Origin of the sequence: Planctomicrobium stercoris, assembly GCF_051465655.1 — a bacterium.
Taxonomy (GTDB): domain Bacteria; phylum Planctomycetota; class Planctomycetia; order Planctomycetales; family Planctomycetaceae; genus Planctomicrobium.
Map to the genome: position 1 here is coordinate 3,866,128 of NZ_CP195791.1, position 18,851 is coordinate 3,884,978.

Here is an 18,851-nt window from a genome sequence, read left to right on the forward strand (position 1 = left end):
CCAGAACATTAGCGTCAGCCACATCGATGCAAGTTCTCATACCGGGATGAGAAGTTTCAGCGCACGAATTGTCGGCGTTTCTTTGTTGTCGATTCATGAAACGCGGTAGACGACCCGCCAAAAGTCTTGCAGTTACCGAAACGCCAGTCTTTCTTGAAAATCGCACCCCGATATGTGTGCGACCTTGCTTGAGGTGAATCCAATGAAACAGACATACATCGCAGTCGTCGTGGCAGGAGCGTTGGCATTTGCCGGATGCGGAGGAGGTGATCAGGCGGGGGCACGGCGATACGAAGTCGAAGGAACCGTCACCTACGATGGCAAGGCTGTGCCTTATGGAGATATTTCCTTTGAACCGGATACCGCCAAGGGAAGCTCGGGACCTGCTGGTGTGGGCGTGATCCAGAATGGAGTCTATAAACTCGACAAGTCCTCAGGCCCGGTTGCAGGTCCCCTTAAGGTCAGGATCATCGGATTCGATGGCATTGCCCCGCAGGGGCCAAGCACGATGCCTCACGGACAGCCCCTCTTTGAGACACGATGGGAGCAAGTCGAGCAGCCTGAGAACAAGGCGGTGCACAACTTCGACCTCACCTCCACCCAGTCAAAAAAATAGTCGCTACTTGCGGCAAACCCGTCTCGAGGGTCGAGGATTTTTGATACCGCCCCCGTCCCATCCGCTTAAAAACAAAACTGCGGAGAGCGAAGACGCGCTTCAGTCCTCGAACGAGGCAGGATTCCCAATACATCTCTCGACTTGCGGCAATCGTCGCGGAACATCTAGAATCAGCACGGTTTAAGGTGTCCCCGGAGTCGTTCTCCCTGGGGCGGATGGACGCGGTGTTGGTTCACGGACGAGATGTCAGAACCGCAGAAAAAACGTATTGCCCTCCTCGGAGCGACCGGTTCGATCGGAACCAGTTGTCAGGATGTCGTGCGCGCCCGTCGCGAAGAACTCGAATTCTTCGCACTCACTGCCCACTCTCGCTGGCAGGAACTCGCCCGGGCCTGCTGTGAGTTTCAACCGCGCTATGCTGTCCTGACCGGAGTGACTCCCCAGGACATCCCGGCCAATGCGTTTTCGGGTTCCGTACAAGTGTTGTTTGGAGAAGATCAGGTTTCACGCGTGGCGGCAGCTGCGGAAGTGGATGTCGTCGTCTCCGCAATTGTCGGGGCAGCTGGACTGCGGGGAACCTGGGCGGGGGTCGAAGCCGGGAAGACCATCGCCCTGGCGAACAAGGAAACCATGGTCGTCGCCGGTCCGCTGGTCACGCGGCTGGCTGCACAATCCGGATCAAAGCTGATCCCCGTCGACAGCGAACACTCAGCGATCTTTCAGGCCCTGCAGTGCGGACGCGAGAATGAAGTCAGCCGGCTGATCCTCACGGCCAGCGGCGGACCGTTTCGCACATGGCCGGCAGAAAAGCTGGCGGAAGTCACGATCGACAATGCCCTGGACCATCCCACCTGGGACATGGGCCCCAAGATCACCATCGATTCCGCAACGATGATGAACAAGGCGCTGGAAGTGGTGGAAGCACGCTGGCTGTTCGGATTTTCGGCCGAACAGATCGACGTGGTTGTCCACCCGCAATCGATCATTCATTCGATGGTGGAATTCATCGACGGTTCGGTACTGGCCCAGCTGTCCCCCCCGGACATGCGCCTGCCGGTGCAGTATGCGTTAACATGGCCGGATCGAAAGCCCGGAATCTCTCCTCGACTGAACATCAAGCAAATGCTCACGCTGGAGTTTGCTCCTCCCGACCGGGAGCGATTTCCGGCTTTGGAACTCGGTTTTGAAGTGGCTCGCCAGGGAGGAACCTCGGGCTCCGTGCTCAATGCCGCCAATGAAGTGGCGGTGGCGCGGTTCCTGCGTGGCGAATTGACATTTTTGGAAATCCCGCGACTCTGTCGCTCGATCCTGGACGCACACGAGTTCGATGCGGATCCGACATTCAGTGATGTCATCCGTCTCGATGAGTGGGCCCGCGAGGAGGCTCTCCGTTGGAAATCATGGACTGGACAATCGCCCTCATTAATACCGCCGCGCTGCTGAACATTCTGATCGTCGCGATCGGTCTGGGGCTGGTGATCTTCTTTCACGAGTTGGGACATTTCCTTGTCGCCAAGTGGTGCAACGTCTACGTCGAACGCTTCAGTATCGGGTTCGGCCAGCCGATCATCGCCCGCAAGTACGGAGAGACGGAGTACGTTCTCGGATGGCTCCCCTTCGGCGGCTATGTGAAGATGCTGGGGCAGGACGACATGGATCCGGCCCAGATGACGGATGAAAACGTCGCGGAAAACCCCCGGGCCTATACGGCAAAAACCGTCCCGCAGCGGATGGCGATCATCTCCGCCGGCGTGATCATGAATATCATCACGGGAACGCTGTTCTTCGTGCTGGTCTTCAGCTCGGGGATTATGAAAGTGGACCGCGTGGCAGGTTATGTGCAGGTGGGCATGCCCGCCTGGGAACATGGCATGCGCGCTGGTGACGCCATTACCGCCATCAACGGCGGAGCGGTGAATGACTTTGACGACGTCACCCGTCGCACCGCGCTTTCCCGGGGTCCCATCACCGTCAGCGGCCATCACGATAACGGCGAGAAGTTTGACCTCACGATGCGACCGGAAGTCTTCGGCATCCGGAAAATCATCGGCGTCGGACCTTCCCGCAGCCTGACCGTCATCGGCCAGAACGAAGGCTCGCTGGTCGGGCCGACGATGCCCGGATCGGCTGCTTCCGAAGCCAGCTTCCAGTACGGCGACACGATTGTCGCTGTCGATGGAGAAAAGGTCGAAGACGCGCAGCAGCTCTATTCCATCCTCAATGACCGCGCTTCCGAAACAGTGAAATTCGAAGTTGTCCGCAAAGAGAAAGATGGAAAATCAGCTGAGACGATTGTCGAACTGGCTCCCCAGCCGTTCATCGCCACCGGCATGAAGATGGGGATGGGAAAGATTGAAGCAGTGCAGGAGAATTCCGTCGCTGCCAAGGCGGGACTGCTCCCCGGAGACCGCATCGCCAAGGTGAACGACCTCGACGTTGAACGGGATATGGATCCTTTCCGACTGACAGAAGTCTTCTCCGCCAATGCCGGGAAGGAAGTCACCGTCACGGTCCGGCGTGAAGGGCCCGGTTCCCCGGAGACGCTCACGTTCCAGATCATTCCTGACGACCGGGACCCGTGGTCAGAACCCCCTGTGGCCAAGGACAGTCCGATCTCCGTTCCATCCATCGGAGTGGCGTACCATCTGGTTCCGACGGTCTTTGAAGTCCGCGAAGGAAGCCCCGCTGCCGAAGCGGGCATCAAGCCTCGCGACACTGTGGTTCGGCTCGAACTGACGAAGCTGACCGGGACAGCCAAGGATGCTCTGGACGATTACCCGAACAGTTTTGTGATCGGGGATAAAAACTGGGCACATGCGTTCTGGATGATGCAGGAACTCGGACGCAAGGGACCGGTCAAGCTGACGTTCAAACCGGCAGCGGCGGACAAAGAGCAGACCGTCGAGGTCACCCCCGCACCGGTGCCCGACTGGTATCTGCCCACGACCCGTGGACTGATCCTCTCGGTCCTGCAGACAAAGCGCCAGGCAAAGAACTTTCCTGACGCCGTCGGGATGGGAGTTCGATACACGATCAACTCCATGGAGGACATTTACCTGACGCTGCGAGGCCTGTTCACCCGCGACATCTCCCCCAAGGGGCTGAGTGGTCCGATCGGCATTGCGAAGCTGGCCTACAGCTTTGCCAGCGTGGGGCTGGTGCACTTCCTGCTCTTCCTGGGAATCATCAGCATCAATCTGGCAGTGATCAACTTCCTGCCGATTCCGGTGCTCGACGGCGGACACATGGTGTTCCTGCTCTGGGAAGGAATCTTCCGGAAAAAGCCGAGCGAGAAAGTGGTGGCGACAGCCACATACTTCGGACTGGCCTTCGTGCTGGGACTGTTTGTCTTCGTGATCTATCTGGATCTGTTCGTCTCGAAGACATAGCCCCCGTCACAGGGGATCGCAGCGGCGATTCAGGGAATTTTTTGTGGCGTTGAGCGCGGTTGTGAGACCGCGTTCAACGCCGCTTGCATTTCCATCGTTCGCCACAGCTGAGGCTACACGCGAATGCTGATTCCGCCATCGACGAGGATCGTCTGGCCCTGAATCATGTCACTCAACGGGCTGGCGAGAAACGCCACGACGTCCGCAACGCGTTCGGGAGTCAGCTCACGGTTCTTGACCAGCATCAGTTCCTGTGAGCTTTGAAGCATGCCGCTGCTGTTGGGCATTGTTCGGACTGCTTCTGTCGCGACCATGCCGGCCAGAACACAGTTGAAGTTGATTCCAGTCGGCCCCAGTTCAAAAGCCAGATGCCGGGTCAGGCTTTCCAGTGCAGCCTTGGACGCTCCAATCGCGCCATAGTTGGGAAACGCCCGAATCGATCCGTGACTGGAGATGGCGACAATCTTTCCTCCCCCTGCCGCCTGCATGCGAGGCGCGGCGGCCTGGGCCAGCCATAACAGTGGCGCAGCGTTGTTACGAAGGACGCCGTCAAAGTTCGCCGGACTCACCTCCATCAGCGGTTTGAAACCGCCGGCAGCAGCGTTACTGACAATAATATCCAGCCGACCAAATCGTTCATGAACGAAGTCGACTGCAGCCTGAATTTCTTCGGCGTCCGAAACGTCCGCGCGGAGGGCGACTCCCTGCACGCCATGGGACTGAACGAGCCGGACCGTTTCCGCCGCTCCATCGCGTGAAGACAGAAAATTCACCGCGACATTTGCTCCACACGCAGCCAGCGTTTTCGCGCACGCCCTGCCAATCCCGCGCGATGCTCCCGTGACCAGTGCTGTTTTTCCTCGAAGATCAATCATGTCGTTCGTTCATCGCCTGATGAGGGCTGAGTGTTCACCCGGCAGGACGCTCCCCCGGAACACGTCTCCACGACAGGCGACTGAGTCCGCTGTTCCCAGGCGTCGATTTTCTGTCGGACGTATTTCTGAGATTCAAACAGACGCTCCTCACAGCGTCCCAGCAGTCCCGCTTTTCCAGCACCTGCTGAACCGGCCTGAACCAGTGGATAGACCGAGATGTCTTCCGTCACGATCGTCCGGGTCAGCGCTCCGGTGAATTTGCCCCAGGCATAACTGACCATGCGCGGCAGGAAGCTGAGATTTGAATCTCCCAGACCGTACTGCCAGACCAGAGAAAAGGAAGACGCTGCCCCGGCCGGAAACACCATCTGCACGAAGCTGGTGGTGTCGGTATGCGAGATCAGCAGATTCGGGAAAATGTGGTGATGGTGGTAAATGCCTGTCGGAGTCTGCCCCAGAAACCTCAGCACTCCGACTTCCGCACGGTCGAGCACCCAGTCGATCAGCCGGGGAGGGTGAAACGGGGAAGTGAAGCATGTGCCGGTGTCATAGAACAGATGCGTGCTGTTCGCTTCGGCAGGATCTTCATGAAACGTGTTCGGATGCACGAACGGAATATGGTAACTCTCCAGCGAGTTCTCGACAGGGATCTTCCAGTTGGCGGGATAGTCGAATCGCCGGTGCATCGCCAGATGGTGCGATCGCGTGGAGAACCATTGCTCGAGTGTCTCGAACCGTTCTCCGATCCACTCCCGCAGCGTGGGACCTTCGGAACTCAAACGCACGAACACCAAATCTCCGCATTTCTCCAGAGGAAACTTGTCGAGACAGTAGTGTGCGTGGTCAAACTTCGGAAAGTTGGAGGCCCCGGGGAGCTTGCGGGTCCGGCCGTCAGCACCGTATTCCCAGCCGTGGTAAGGACACTTCAGTGTCGGGCTGCAGCCTGACGGCTTGGTGGCAAGAAGCGATTGGCGATGCGCGCACACGTTACGCAGTGCGACCAGTTCGCCATCGAAGTTCCGAACGACAACAGGGATCCCGAGCAATTCGACCGCAACGAATTCGCCGTGCCGCTGCAGCTGGCTTCCCGTCGCCACCAGATGCCAGGAGTCTGCGAAGACGGCCTGACGTTCACGCTGCCACGACGACTCCGAGACGAAGTCGACCGGCTGCAGCGGAGGGATCTGGGATACGGGGGTGAGGTACATATGTTCGCAGAATCGAAATCGGAATCGTCAACTGTGGGAAAGTTCCGTCGTCACCGTATGACGCGGAACCAGCCCCGGGGAGTCTCAAGCAAGTTCTAGGGTCACGATAACCATCCGATGTGATAGCCTTCAACATCCAGTAGCAGCTCTTCATTCAGTCCGATCAGCTGGAAGGCGAGCTCCACCCCCTCTGCGGATTCCTGAATCAGTTGAATCGCGACCAGACAGGGTTCTCCCGGGTCAGGCAATCTGCCAAAGCGGATACGGTCGAATTTGACAGGAAGACTCGCGCGGCCGAATCGTTTGCCCGCGAACAAGGCTGCCGCGTACAGACAGGCGTCCATCGCTGCACAGTGCACGGACCATCCGAAGGTCGGCCGGTGACCGCCTCCCAGCTGAACGGTGGAAGAGGCAGAGATCTGCCCGAACGCCTGATTTCCGTCGATGGCAATGGACTGCAGGCACTGCATGTCCGGGCCGTGATAGATCGGAGCGGTCGGCTCGAGATATTGAATGGGAGCCCACTGCACATGGGACAGGTCCGGGCGGATCGCGGTGGACTTCGGTGACGAATTGCCGGGGACCAGCATTCCCTGAAAGTAGGTCCGGTCTTTGGCGACGATCCGACCGTCGCGTCGACGCACGTCCGCGATGAGTGCACACTGGACTTCGCCGCCCGCAGCCTCAGCGCGGACATGAATCGTCATGGGCGAAGGGGTTGACCACTTGATCGCCTGCAGCGCTTCGATGTCGCGGGCTTCCAGGACCAACGGTTGATTCGTCACTGTTCTAGCAGCTTCCGCCATCATCTCCAGTGCGACGACGAATGGGAGTGTCGGCTTTCCCTGCACGAGATGCTGATTGAGGAAACGTTCCTTCTCCGGGTTCAGTTCAATGGCGAACTGACCATCTCGGGGGGTCGGGAGATCTCCTTCCGGATCCAGCAGCGGATAGCTTGTCGGCGGGACAGCATCATGTTCAGCAGGCAGCACATTCCGGTCGATCGGGAAGAACTTCCGGTAGTAAGCCCGATCCGTGATGAGCACTTCCGGTTCATCGCCACCCGCTTCCAGTTCATTGAGGAAGTGGGCGATCCCTTCCCGGGCCGGCATGAATTCCAGATTGATCATCTCCAAAGCCAGCTTCGTTTCCGGCTTGGTTGCCATACCGATGTCGCCCCAGGCATGCCAGTGGAAAGTGACGCTGGCAACTTCCGGCCGCTCACGTCGATAACGCCCGACAAGTTTGGCCAGGGAATCGTTGGCAAACGAGTAGTCGGTGTGGCCGTTCGCTCCGAACCGTCCGCTGATCGACCCGAAGGCGACGAAGGAATCCAGCGGATCCTGACGGGTTGCGTCCATCAGGTTGATGCAGCCGTCGATCTTCGCGCGCAGACACTGGTCCACTTTGTCCGGGCGTTTGCGGTCAAAGCGGGCGTCCTGCCCGATGCCTGCACCGTGAATCACTCCGACGATCGGGCCGTCCTGCTCTCGAATCCGCTGCAGCGTGCTTTGAAGCCGATCGAGGTCCGACACGTCACAGCAATGGTAACTGGCGGTGATGCCTTCCGACTGACACAGACGTAGCGTGGCATCAATTTCGAGTCCCTTTTCGACATTTCTCCACGCTTCCATGCCGTTTTCGTTGCGTTCGGCAGCCGCTGCCATGACAGCTCGGCGGACCTGCAATCGATCTTTCTCCGCAGCGATTCTGAGCTCTGCGGTCACCGCAGGTGCTGGAGCGGTTCCCAGCAGATGCAGCTTGAGTCCATGACGTTTGGCGAGTTCGCGAACGACCACAGAGGTGATCCCGCGTGCCCCGCCCGTCACGACCCAGGTTCCTCCGGGCCGAACTTTGGAATTCCCGTTCCTCAGCTCATCAGGCCGTGTTTCAAGCGGTTGGAAGACAGGCTGCACGGCGTAACGTTCATTCCCGTGAAGCGCGACTTCCATGTCGTAACTGGGAATGGCGAGTTCGCGCCAGATTCCCTCGACAGCGACAGCAGCGGGAGTGACCGGAGCAACGTCGATCACTTTCATCGGTGTCGCACGGAACCCACGCATCCACGCTTCAATCAGCATCGCTTTGATCAATCCGCCCAGTCCCCCCTCGGGACTGATGCAGGTTTTTCCGCTGAAGCCGAAATCCCCTCCCAGATTCAGAACCGCGACGACACTGGCGCCGTCCATCTTGCCTGCATCGATCATCCGCTGCATCCACAGCTGACAGACCCGATAAGGGACTTCAACCGCGGAGAACCGCCGCGACTTCCAGGCCTGGGAATCAATCCCGCGCAATGCGTCTGCATCGTGCGAGGTCGTGATGAAGAGATGCGGAGTCAGCTCCCGAATCCACAGATCGCCCAGCCAGGCATTCAATGACTCGATCGAATCCACCTTCGGGACGATGTGACAGGCTCTCCCGTGAGATTCGAAGCGGTGGCGGATCGCCTGAGAGATTTCGTTGTCACCGACGATCAGGGCAGGGCCGGAGAACTGGGGAGTGGTCGGCATGCCGGGCCGCTGGGGTGCCCGGGAGATTCGCATTCCAAACCGCATCGACTGCTCTGACTTGAGCGGCAGGTGATGCTCTGAGTTGCCGGTGTGACGGCCCGGTGTGGGCAATGGTTCTGGAGCACACTTTGCAACGGTGGGAGATGCTTCACAGCGTTGACGAGCAAAGATGGAATGTGCGTGAAGGACAGACGGGAACGAGACCCCGGCACCGGCGGCCAGCCCTTGCAGTTCAAGCGTGACAGGTTCAGGCAGGTCGATCGTTGCGGTCGACGATTCCTGCAGGTCGATCAGCAGTCGCAATGTGCCCCGGATTTCCCGTGCTGACGCCTTCCCCCGTTCGATCCCCCGGGTCCAGCTGTCGCCGTTCGACTCAGCGGCTTCGACCGTGAAGAGCTGCTTCGCTTCAGGAGAAATTTCGTCTGACAGCTCCAGCCCAATGACTTCCTCAGAAACAGCGGAGAACACTCCATTGTTCAGCGGGGACTCTGTCTGAATTCCTGCCGAACCGTTGGAGCCTGAGTGGAGGGAATCGGGATCATTTTTTTTTAAGGGGAAGGAGAAGTCCGACGGCGGCGTCTGGGTCGGAGCCTCTTCCGGGACAGCCATGCGGAACGCTGCTGTGCCGTTCACAGGTAACGTTTCCGCCAGGAAATTGAGAATCGAACGCAGCGTGGAGAAGCTGGTAAGCGATCGACCTTCGGCCGCCACGACGGGCAGTTCGAACTGCTGCTGCACCTCACCCAGTAATTGAGCCTGCTTGATGCTGTCGATCCCCAGTTCACCTTCCATGTCGGCATCCAGATCGACGACTTCAGGCGAGTATCCCGTTTGATCTACAACAAGATCGATCAGGAAGCGTTCGATGGAGGCAAGATCCAGTCCTGCTTCAGGCTGCTTGCTGGTCGATGTGGCAACAACCGTTGGTGACGGGGTCGCTTCGGGAGGAGCTGCAGGTGCGGCAGAGGTTTTCCCGCTGGTTCCGTACTGCACGCCGATAGCAGCAATGTCTCCCAACGTTCGCAGGTCCGACATCGTCACGCCGGAGGGAGCGACCGAGAGTTCGAAGCACTCCGCCAGCTCGCCCACCACCTGGGCCTTTTTGATACTGTCCACCCCCAGATCGGCTTCGAGGTCAGCATCAAAATCGATGACGTCCGGTGAATATCCGGTCAGGTCCACGACAACCGTCAGCAGGAACTTCTTCACGTCGTCAAGTGAGGGACCTTGCCGATCCGCGACAGGCTGCGATTTGACAACCGGCGCCGGGGAATTCGGGAGATGACCGTTCGACAGTTCAACTGCGGAGGAGGACGAGTCGTGATGATGACCGTTCAGGGAGGGACTGGCGGTCGTGGTCTCTTTCTCTTTCCGTCGGGACTTGCGGAGGTCCACGATTTCAACATCGTCCTGAGCGGCAGCCGCGATGACAGGGGGTGCAGAAGCAACTGGCGAACGGACGGCCGACGTCGACACTGTCACCCCCTGTTCAGACCATGCACGGTGATGTGTTGAAGTCATTTCGAGGGCGGCCTGAACGAGCAGCAACCGTTCCTCGTGACTTCGCCCCGGCACATCGAGACTCAGACAGATCGCCCTGCTGCCGGCGATTTCTGTGTTCAGCCGACTGAGGATCTGGTTGGGGCCCACTTCCAGAAACAGGTTGAAGCCGTCAGCGATGAGCCGTTCGATCGCCGGAACATACAAGACCGGCAGCGTGAGGTGACTGATGAGCATCTGACGCAGGTCATCCGGCTCCGACAGATAGCGGACGCTGGTTGTCGACAGGAATCCCGAAGTCGGCGGGAGGAACCGTTCGTGCGAAAACGTTCTTCGCAGGACATCTTCCGCGCTGCGCAGCCGGTCGGTGTGATACGCGACAGGTACAGGCACAGCCAGCGACGCCAGATTGACGGACGAGAGGGCTTTGCGGACCGCATCCACCTGCGAACAGGCTGTGGCGATAACAGTCTGTTGAGGAGCGTTGAAGTGCGTGATGGTGGCCGGCAGGTCCGCGCTGCGAATTGCGGACTCCACGGTGTTGGGGGTTCCACGAACCGAGATCAACTGACCCGGTTCTCGCACGGTCATGGCCACCGCATCGGCGCGTGACTTCACCATCCGCAATGCCTGAGCTGGTGTCAGACACCCACCCGCGACCAGCGCGGAATATTCACCGAAGCTGTGCCCGAGCACCAGATCCGGTCGCAGTCCCAGTCCTTTCAACTCTTCGGTGAGGGCCAGGCTGATTCCCAGCACCCAGAGCTGATTCCACCAGATGTCCGTCAGCGGGGGTTGTGTCCCTGCCTGTAATCGGGGAGTGAGCGGCTCCAGCCCCGAGCTGACCAGTTCATGATCCAGGTCTTTGAGTTTCCCTGCTGCGCTGGGACTGGCTGCGATAGCCGCCGGTGAGCCTGCGTACTGCGAGCCCTGTCCGGGATAAACCCAGGCGACTCGGTTTGCATTCGGCCGCGCCTGCCAGAGAATCGCACGTTCAGTCTCAAAGACCCCCGCCGTGCGACCTTTGCTCCAGTTCTTTCGAATGGCGGAGAGACGTTCTTTCAACTGAGCGGGCGATTCGGCCAGGACCGCGAGGCGCGATGCGCAATCCGGGTGAAACGCTTCCAACGGGGTTAAGAATGTTGCCTGTGCACTCTCTTCTGCAACCTGGATGGCGCTCAGCAGCGATTCCTGAGAAGGAGCCTGAAACCGGAAAAGTTTGAGTGCGGTCGAGCCGGCAGGGGCCGCATTGAAAGTCGCCGGTTCAGTCGGTCGTGTCACGTTGAAGGTTCCTGATTGATCGCCCATATGAACGGCTGTGGTCTGCAGTGAAGTCAAAGGGAAACTGGTCGTTTCCATTCGAGGAGAACTCTTCCGTTCCGCACTCCACCGTGGGCGGCATTTCATCCGATAAACGATTCCATCCTCAGTCTGGCTGAGGATGGTTTTTGATGTCTCAGCTGCAGCCTCTCCAACGGGAGCCGATTCCCATTGGACAGTCGCCTTCAGCAATTGTGCCAGAGAATGGGCGCCTGTCAGGTAGCCAATTTGTCGCACGAGGTCACGGTCCCGGTCCCAGGCCTCGGGAGTGACACCGCTGTTGTCTTCGCGGGTATTGTGATTCCGGTGTGAACTGCGGAATCCGAACGTCGAAGTCGTGTTGGATGGAAAGTTCTCAACGTCGTCGATGATCCCCAAAATCGGATGACCGGCAGCCTCCGCTGTGCTGAGCCGTTCCAGCAGCATGACGACGGCACCTTCCCCGGGGAGGATTTGTCGGCAGTCTTCGGGAATGTCATTGATGCGGCCTGAACGCAGCAGCTTTCCGGTCAGGTCGAGCTGTTCAAACTTGCTGAGATCCATCGCCCGTTCTGCCGCTCCGCAAACGGCGACATCCCAGGTCCCGAGCCGCAGCTGGTCGACTGCATGGTGGACAGCTGCAAGTCCGGAGGCATCGTCGACATCAATCGCGCACGCCCCACCCATCAGGTCGAACGTTTTCGCGATGCGTGAAGCGAGCGTGCTGGCAGTGAAGCTTCCTGTTTCATCGAGCAATGCCGGACGCGATTCCAAGACCAGCTTCCGATACTCCGCGAGAATGGCCTCGATCCGCTCCGGTGGAACTCCGTGTCTTTCAAATTGTTCCCGCAGCTTCCGGCTGATTTCTGGAAGTCGCAGTCCAAGCTGCAGCTGGCTTCCGAAATCACCGCTGAAGATCGTTCCGATGACCACACCGGTCTTCTGCCGATCGAACTTCCACGCACCCCGATCCATCTCCTGGACCGCCTGTGTGACCGCATCCAGCAGCATCATCTGCAGTGGATTGGCCTGTTTCACCTGCTTGGGTGGAATGCGGTACGGCTGACCATCGAAGTTGTAATCACGGATGAATCCCCCCTGCGCAGTCGGGGTCCGGAATGAACCTCGTTCCGCTCCGGGCTGAACGCCGATCCCGCTGCGCCAGCGGTTAACGGGAGGAGCCCCGATCATCGACCGGCCGCTGTTCAACAATGTCTTGAACTGTTGCAGATGGTGCGAACCGGGGAGCACAACGCCGCGTCCGACAATCGCAATCGGTTCGCGGGAATGAGTCTGATTGCGAACGACGGATGCCTTAACCGACATCCCATTCGCAGCGGGATCCGGAGCGTGCTGCACAAACAGATGTGCGTTCAATCCGCCGATTCCAAAGGCACTCACTGCGGACCGTCGGACCGGACCGCGCGGATTCCAGGGCCGTCGTTGACTCACGACTTCAATCGTTCCCGCCGACCATTCAAAGCGTTCATTGGGAGTTCGATAGTTCAGTGAAGCGGGAATCTCGCCACGCTTCATCGAGAGCAGAATCTTGATCAACCCAGCGACACCGGCCGTCTCCAGCGTGTGCCCGAGATTGGATTTCAGACTGCCAATCAAAAGCGGAGCGCCAGATTCCCGCGACGAAGACGCACGTCGCAGGGCATCAACCGCCTGTAGTTCAGTCGCGTCCCCGAGCTGAGTGCTGGTGGCATGAGCTTCGAGGTAGTCGATCGTCAGTGGCTGATTTTCCGGATAGGCCCGACGAATGGCGAGCTGCTGTCCTTCGGCACGCGGGGCCCACAGCGATTTCCCTCGACCATCGGACGCAGTCCCCAGACCAGCAATCACCCCCAGAATCGGCAGCTGCAGCTTCAAAGCGGTTCTCTGCGGAACGATCACGACCGCAGCGTAACCTTCGGAGCTGATCAGACCGCTGGCGGAATGATCAAACGGACTCGATCCACGATCGCTGCAAGCCTGAGACTGCGAAAAGAGAATGAGGTTATCGACCCCATTGGTTGTCGCGCCACCGACGATCGCGGCATCGATCCGCCCCAGACGGATGGCTGTGATCGCCTGCTGCATGGCAAACAACGACGAAGCGCACGCGGCATCACAGACGATCCGCGGGCCGGACAGCCCGAGGACATGCGCGGGCAGAGCCGCGGCAGTATACGCCTGATAGTTCGGAACGTGGTCGGGAGTTCTTTGAGGACGTGATTTCCGGATCTCTTCCGCGACCCTTCGCAGAATAGAGTCGCGTGCAGACTGGGGAACTGCCTGAAACTCGGGAACGTCGTTAAGAAAGTCGAGTCCTTCTTCGATCTGAGTGGCGAGGTTGAGACCTCCCCCATTCAGGGTCGCTCCGGAATGACCGACGAAGACACCAGCCCGGCTCCAGGCTGGGTCGTGTGCCTGAAAACCGGCGTTCCTCCAGGCTCTGACCGCCACTTCACAAAAGCGGAGGTGCACGGGGTCGATGAGTTTTGCCGTTTCAGCCGGGATCCCGGCCGCCTGTAAATCGACCGGCCGATCTGGGACGGTTCCTCCCAGCGTGGTGTACGTTTTTCCTGGCTGTCCCCGGCGGGCATCGAAATACAGGTCGCAGTCGATCCTGTGCGGCGGCAGCTCCGAGACGCCGCTGCGTCCGGAGAACAGGAGCTCTTCAAATTCATTCAGATGCGCAGCACCGGGAAGGCAACAATCCATTCCCACAACTGCGATCGGCTCGAGGACCAGACCGTCAGCGTCCATGGAGGCTCAACTTCCGTTCACTGACCTGAGCCCCCGCCTGCTCGATCATGATTTGCAGAACGCGCTCCATCTCTTCATCCGCAGGCAGCCTCGCTGCTGCTGTCTCCAGTAAAATTTTGCCTTGCGTGCCGGCATCTTTCCAGCTGAGTTTCTTTTGGAGAAGCTGATTCCAGGTCTGAGTGGACGTATAGATCGTGAAGTCCACCTGGGAATCGTGCCGCATGTCGCATCCCAGACGCCCTCCACGAGTGAGGGACAGTTGCCAGATTCCACCATCTGGCCCGGTCAGCTGCAGTCCGATCTCCATGATCGATTCAATATCATGGGGGTGAACTGAGTTCCATTCGTCTCGACGTGGACTCAACGCCTGCAGGCGGTCCCAGACGGACGTGGGGCGAGGCGACACATCCGGGTCATGAACAGCGGCACGCCGCATCTGCTGCCGCGAAACTTCCTGCAGCATCTCCCGATTGACGTCCGGACAATTCGACTCGTTGCAGATGTTTGCAGCCCGAAGAAGCTGAGTCTGGTCGAATCGGGGATCGTCGCGGAAATAAGGGGTGAATGTTCCCAGAAATTGTTCGACGAGGTTGGCCAGCTCTCCGAAGTCGGAGTCGGAAACCTGACGTTTCAACGAAGAGTAACCGGCATTTGCCAGAACGTCGTGAAACGCTGTGAGCAGATCCAGCAGCGATGTTCCGGTCGGGTGTGTCAGATGATAGGTCTGGCCATGCAGCACTCGCCTGCGCAAGATCTGCACGATCATCCTCGAAACCCAGTTCACGGGGACGATGTTCTTTCGTTCCGCGCCACTGAGCCCCAGTTGCTGAAGAAGAACTTTGGGATCGGGGAGTCCCACCCGCTGGGAGAGCAGTTGGTACACACTGAACGCGAGATAGATGGTGCGGTCCCCCAGCGACAGCGAGCCCGGGGTCGGGTCGATCACAATCGAAGGACGATAGATTGTCAGCGAGCTGAAACCCTGCATCTTTTTCAGGAGTTCTTCCGCCTGACATTTGCTGTCTTCGTAATCATTTGAAAACCGCTGTCCGAGCCATCCTTCCGATTCGAGCACGGTCCCGGTTCTCTGCCCGCAGGCAAATGCCGACGAGATGTGATGGAACTCGCGAACCTTGTTCTCAAGGCAAAACTCCGCCAGCCGTCTCGTGCCGTCGACGTTCGTGGTAAACGGTTCATTCTGGGGATGAGATGCAGCCGGCTTGAATGAGAGATAGGCAGCCGAATGCAGGACGCGAGTGCAATTTCGCCCGAACCAGTCACGTGCAGCCTGACTGAGTCCGAGACCAGGACTGGTCAATTCTCCTTCGAGAATCACGGGACGGGGGAAGGTCCGTCGCAATCCCTTTTCGAGTGAACTGAGCTGCAGTTCGATGCGGTCCTTCGCTGAACGCTCCCGCCCTGGCCGCACGACGACCGCCACCGGGAGGCCGGCGCGCATCAGGTCGACCAGCAGGATCCGACCGAGCAAACCGGTCCCACCTGTGAGGAGCGTATATCGTTCGGGCCCCATACTTCCGGCATACCCCTGGGATTGACTCGAATTCTGGAAACATTTTGCCCGGTCTACAGGTCACCGTGAACACGTCCAGTCCTTGAAAACGGAACCCTCACGGTCACCTCGGGTGAAGTCTAGATTGTCGATATACCATTTGCACGAACAAGTTCCGATGAACTTCCGAAAAACTCTGGAAGAAGTCTTCTCCCGGTGCGGGAAGACATTCGAGAAATTGAGAAATACCTACTTGCGTACTGTACTCAGGCGCTTTATGTTCGCGGCCGAGAACTCCACATGCGGATGACAGTAAGTTCAATCAGAAATGACTGATTCGAACAGTCAGGCGGGCAGCCGCTGTCAGTCCTTCCGGGCCTGGATCGGCCTGGGCAACTCACCACGAGAGCGGGTTGGCGACCGGTGCCGAGAATCCGGCCCTGCCTCATTTCAACTTCGTACAGAGACGTTGTTGAGTGCATTGGAGTCTCAAAATGTTCGGAAGCGATAAGGTCAATCTGCGCAGATGGGCCCGGCAGGTTTACGAATCCGGGGTGTTTCGCTGGTATGGAACTGGACTGAACGGTCCTGGTCGAGAGATTGTCACACAGGGCCGGGAACGATTCGTGCGGCTTGAGATTCACCCTTGGAATCTTCCCACCGCGGCGCAATGCAGCGCTTTGCAGCAGTGATTCAAAAAAAATGCAACACCCGAAGTTGCTGCGATTTTGTGCAGCTCTTTGCCAGTGCCGAAGGCATTCAGATTGACCTTGAGGGTTCCAAGAAACCGGTTTTCGTTTCAGATACAAAAATCGGCACATTCGGGCAAGTTGATCCCATTGATGTTCGATGCAACAAATATGGCAGGAAAATTACTCCCGACACTAAATCGGCAAATTGATTCAAGTTTGGATAAGTGAATTGAAATGCTGACCAATCATGAGCATGATGGGAAATGGGCGCAATCTGCAGGAGGTGGAGCAAATGGGATGGAACGAAAAATGCGTGCTCTTGCCCCTAAATCGCCTCGATTTTTTGGGTCTTCACGGCATCCGCGAGAGCTTTTTTGCGGATCGCCAGTAAACAGCGACCGGACTTGAATCTGAAACAGAAGCGAGCTCGAGAGCAGCCCTTGGAGATTGAGGGATTCATGAAGACACAACTGTCGAGTCATCAACGGGTGCATCGAGAGGCACGTTTGGAAGCCGCACACCATCAGCCTGCGTTTTCTGATGCCTCTGCAGTACACCTCGATGCGAGGACGTCGACCGGCACAACCTATGTGCCCTATCATGAGCAGGCATCGACAGTCTCCGGAACTCGCATTGCAACCCGGATTCTCCAGATCGCCAAAACCGCGATTCCACTACTGGTTCTTGATTACTGCGGATTGAGCCTGGGAATCCTGATTGCTTCGATGAGCGTGACAGCGCTCTTTTCTCAGGTTCCTGCCTCACTGGCGATGACGCCGCAGCTCTTTTCGAACGGGCTTGTTTTCATTTTGATTTACGCCTTGCTTGGACTGTATCCGGGCGCAGGTGTGAACCCCATCGTTGAGCTGAAAAGCATGATCCTGGGGACGTTGACGGCAGGGCTGATCCTCGCTGTTTTCAGTCTGGCTTTCGACCACGAATCGGTTCCGCATCTGGCCTTTGTCGGCGCTTTGACTGGATTTGCACTTGTCTTCGCGCCTTTGTTCCGCTGCAGCGCGCGAGCGTTACTTGCGAATTGCCCATGGTGGGGGCAACCGGTGCTGCTGATCGGGAACCGGGAGTCGACAGAAAAACTGCTGAAAGTGTTGAACCAGAAGTCGACGCTGGGGCTTCGCCCCGTGGGAATCGTGCCGGACCAGTATCAGATTCACTCGCGAGACTTTGACAACAGTCACGTGCTGGGAACTCTGGCTGATATCCCGGCACTGGCGAATGAACATCGGGTCTTCTGGGCTCTGATTTCACCCAGTGATCGGCGTACGGACTCCTTTACGCAGTCGGTCAACTACTGCCACTCGATTCCCAATGTGGTCGTCATCCCTGGCCTAGAAGAGTTTCCGAGCCTGTGGAATCGAACTCAGGATTTCGGTGGCGTACTCGGAATTTCCTACCGTGCGCGGCTCCTCGACCCGTGGTCTCAAATTTTCAAACGGGCCTTTGACCTGATCGCAGTGATTCTGGGTGTCTTGCTTCTGTCTCCTTTTTTACTGCCTCTGTTAGCCTTCACCTGGGCCTGCATGAAGGTCTACTCGCCTGGTCCGATTTTTTATGGTCAGGAACGAGTCGGAAAAAATGGAGCCATTTTCAAGGCGTGGAAGTTCAGAACCATGGTTCTGAATGCGGATGCTGCTTTGACCGACTATCTGCAGAAACATCCTGAAAAGCGGCTGGAATGGGATGTGAATCAGAAGCTGCGACAGGACCCACGTGTGATTCCCGGCATCGGAACACTGCTTCGCAAGTCGAGTCTGGATGAACTGCCGCAACTCTGGAACGTCCTGTGCGGCGAAATGAGCCTTGTTGGGCCTCGACCGTTCATGACCGAGCAGACTCAGATTTATGGCGATCGCCTGGCGTTGTATGGGAAAGTCCGGCCTGGAATCACCGGCTTGTGGCAGATTTCCGGACGCAATCACACAACTTTTGAAGAGCGAGGGAAATTCGACGCCTACTATGTGAGGAACTGGTCGTTCTGGCTGGATCTCTTCATCCTCGGTCGAACTGTGAAAACAGTCCTCTTCCGCGAAGGCGCGTTCTAACTGCAGGCTGTCACTTCCGGCCGAGTTTGTTTGCGTCTTGATACCGGGACCAAATTAATGAGGAGAAAGCGGGACGCAGGTGATCGTTGCTCCTGCAGGGATCAAGTGGGCTTGTGAAGTGTTTTTTTCAGCTCTCCCGACTTGGATCGACCAGATCGGAGTTCTGGCCCCCGTTGCCTTTATCGTCCGGAGACTATGGCGAATCGCACACGACTACGCAGCAAACGTCTCGTCATCTCCGATGCGAGACTTTCTGGCTACGTGTGAACTGTCACTGCACACGTGCTCAAGTCGTCCCGAATGGCCAAACAGGCAGATGCACAGCAATTTATTTTGCCGAGGCAAACAATCCTTCAGCATGTGCCGCGAAATTCGATCGTTCCAATAGTAATTCTTGCAACGAATGCAAGGTCCAATTAAGCTTTGGATTTGGAC

Annotated in this window: 9 protein-coding genes; 5 read left to right on the forward strand and 4 right to left on the reverse strand. The window is 57.9% G+C overall.

The genetic code is table 11. The features are described from left to right. Nucleotides 1-202: 202 nt before the first annotated feature. From SH661x_RS15670 to rseP, 3 genes are all read left to right on the forward strand, one after another. A complete protein-coding gene (locus tag SH661x_RS15670; protein WP_437223241.1) occupies nt 203-616 on the forward strand; it encodes a hypothetical protein in 414 nt (137 codons plus the stop codon). A 243-nt stretch (nt 617-859) separates the two neighbouring features. After that, nucleotides 860-2,059, forward strand: a complete 1,200-nt coding sequence (gene dxr, locus SH661x_RS15675) for a 1-deoxy-D-xylulose-5-phosphate reductoisomerase (protein WP_437223242.1) — start codon at nt 860-862, stop codon at nt 2,057-2,059. Continuing rightward, the gene (gene rseP / locus SH661x_RS15680) at nt 2,017-4,005 is read left to right on the forward strand and encodes an RIP metalloprotease RseP (protein WP_437223245.1); all 1,989 of its coding nucleotides are present in this window, start codon (nt 2,017-2,019) and stop codon (nt 4,003-4,005) included. Before dxr ends, rseP begins: the two co-directional genes overlap by 43 nt. A gap of 113 nt (nt 4,006-4,118) precedes the next feature. Here the strand turns inward: rseP and SH661x_RS15685 are convergent, their stop codons facing one another. The 4 genes from SH661x_RS15685 to SH661x_RS15700 form a co-directional block, all read right to left on the reverse strand. After that, on the reverse strand, nt 4,119-4,880 hold the full coding sequence (locus SH661x_RS15685; protein ID WP_437223248.1) for an SDR family oxidoreductase: 762 nt from the start codon (nt 4,878-4,880) through the stop codon (nt 4,119-4,121). After that, entirely contained in the window at nt 4,877-6,088 is a 1,212-nt protein-coding gene (locus SH661x_RS15690; RefSeq protein WP_437223250.1) for an SRPBCC family protein, read from the reverse strand. Before SH661x_RS15690 ends, SH661x_RS15685 begins: the two co-directional genes overlap by 4 nt. 101 nt (nt 6,089-6,189) lie before the next feature. Next, nucleotides 6,190-14,154: an SDR family NAD(P)-dependent oxidoreductase gene (locus tag SH661x_RS15695; RefSeq protein ID WP_437223253.1), complete on the reverse strand. Its 7,965-nt coding sequence runs from the start codon at nt 14,152-14,154 to the stop codon at nt 6,190-6,192. Next, nucleotides 14,144-15,685: an SDR family oxidoreductase gene (locus SH661x_RS15700; RefSeq protein ID WP_437223255.1), complete on the reverse strand. Its 1,542-nt coding sequence runs from the start codon at nt 15,683-15,685 to the stop codon at nt 14,144-14,146. The genes SH661x_RS15695 and SH661x_RS15700 overlap by 11 nt, the downstream gene beginning before the upstream one ends. A 625-nt stretch (nt 15,686-16,310) precedes the next feature. On the opposite strand from SH661x_RS15700, the gene SH661x_RS15705 reads away from it, so the two are divergent. Both SH661x_RS15705 and wbaP read left to right on the forward strand, forming a co-directional pair. Further along, complete coding sequence (locus SH661x_RS15705) at nt 16,311-16,565, forward strand: hypothetical protein (protein WP_437223257.1); 255 nt, start codon at nt 16,311-16,313, stop codon at nt 16,563-16,565. A 249-nt stretch (nt 16,566-16,814) separates the two neighbouring features. Beyond that, nucleotides 16,815-18,416 (forward strand): undecaprenyl-phosphate galactose phosphotransferase WbaP, encoded by a 1,602-nt coding sequence (wbaP, locus tag SH661x_RS15710; RefSeq protein ID WP_437223259.1) that lies wholly within the window; start codon nt 16,815-16,817, stop codon nt 18,414-18,416. Nucleotides 18,417-18,851: the final 435 nt, after the last annotated feature.

What these genes read in the sequence shown, in the direction of transcription:
- dxr (WP_437223242.1), top strand. Translation starts at nt 860, where the DNA reads ATGTCAGAACCGCAGAAAAAACGTATTGCCCTCCTCGGAGCGACCGGT.
- wbaP (WP_437223259.1), top strand. Translation starts at nt 16,815, where the DNA reads ATGAAGACACAACTGTCGAGTCATCAACGGGTGCATCGAGAGGCACGT.
- SH661x_RS15690 (WP_437223250.1), bottom strand. Translation starts at nt 6,088, where the DNA reads ATGTACCTCACCCCCGTATCCCAGATCCCTCCGCTGCAGCCGGTCGAC.
- SH661x_RS15685 (WP_437223248.1), bottom strand. Translation starts at nt 4,880, where the DNA reads ATGATTGATCTTCGAGGAAAAACAGCACTGGTCACGGGAGCATCGCGC.
- SH661x_RS15695 (WP_437223253.1), bottom strand. Translation starts at nt 14,154, where the DNA reads ATGGACGCTGACGGTCTGGTCCTCGAGCCGATCGCAGTTGTGGGAATG.
- rseP (WP_437223245.1), top strand. Translation starts at nt 2,017, where the DNA reads ATGGACTGGACAATCGCCCTCATTAATACCGCCGCGCTGCTGAACATT.
- SH661x_RS15700 (WP_437223255.1), bottom strand. Translation starts at nt 15,685, where the DNA reads ATGGGGCCCGAACGATATACGCTCCTCACAGGTGGGACCGGTTTGCTC.
- SH661x_RS15670 (WP_437223241.1), top strand. Translation starts at nt 203, where the DNA reads ATGAAACAGACATACATCGCAGTCGTCGTGGCAGGAGCGTTGGCATTT.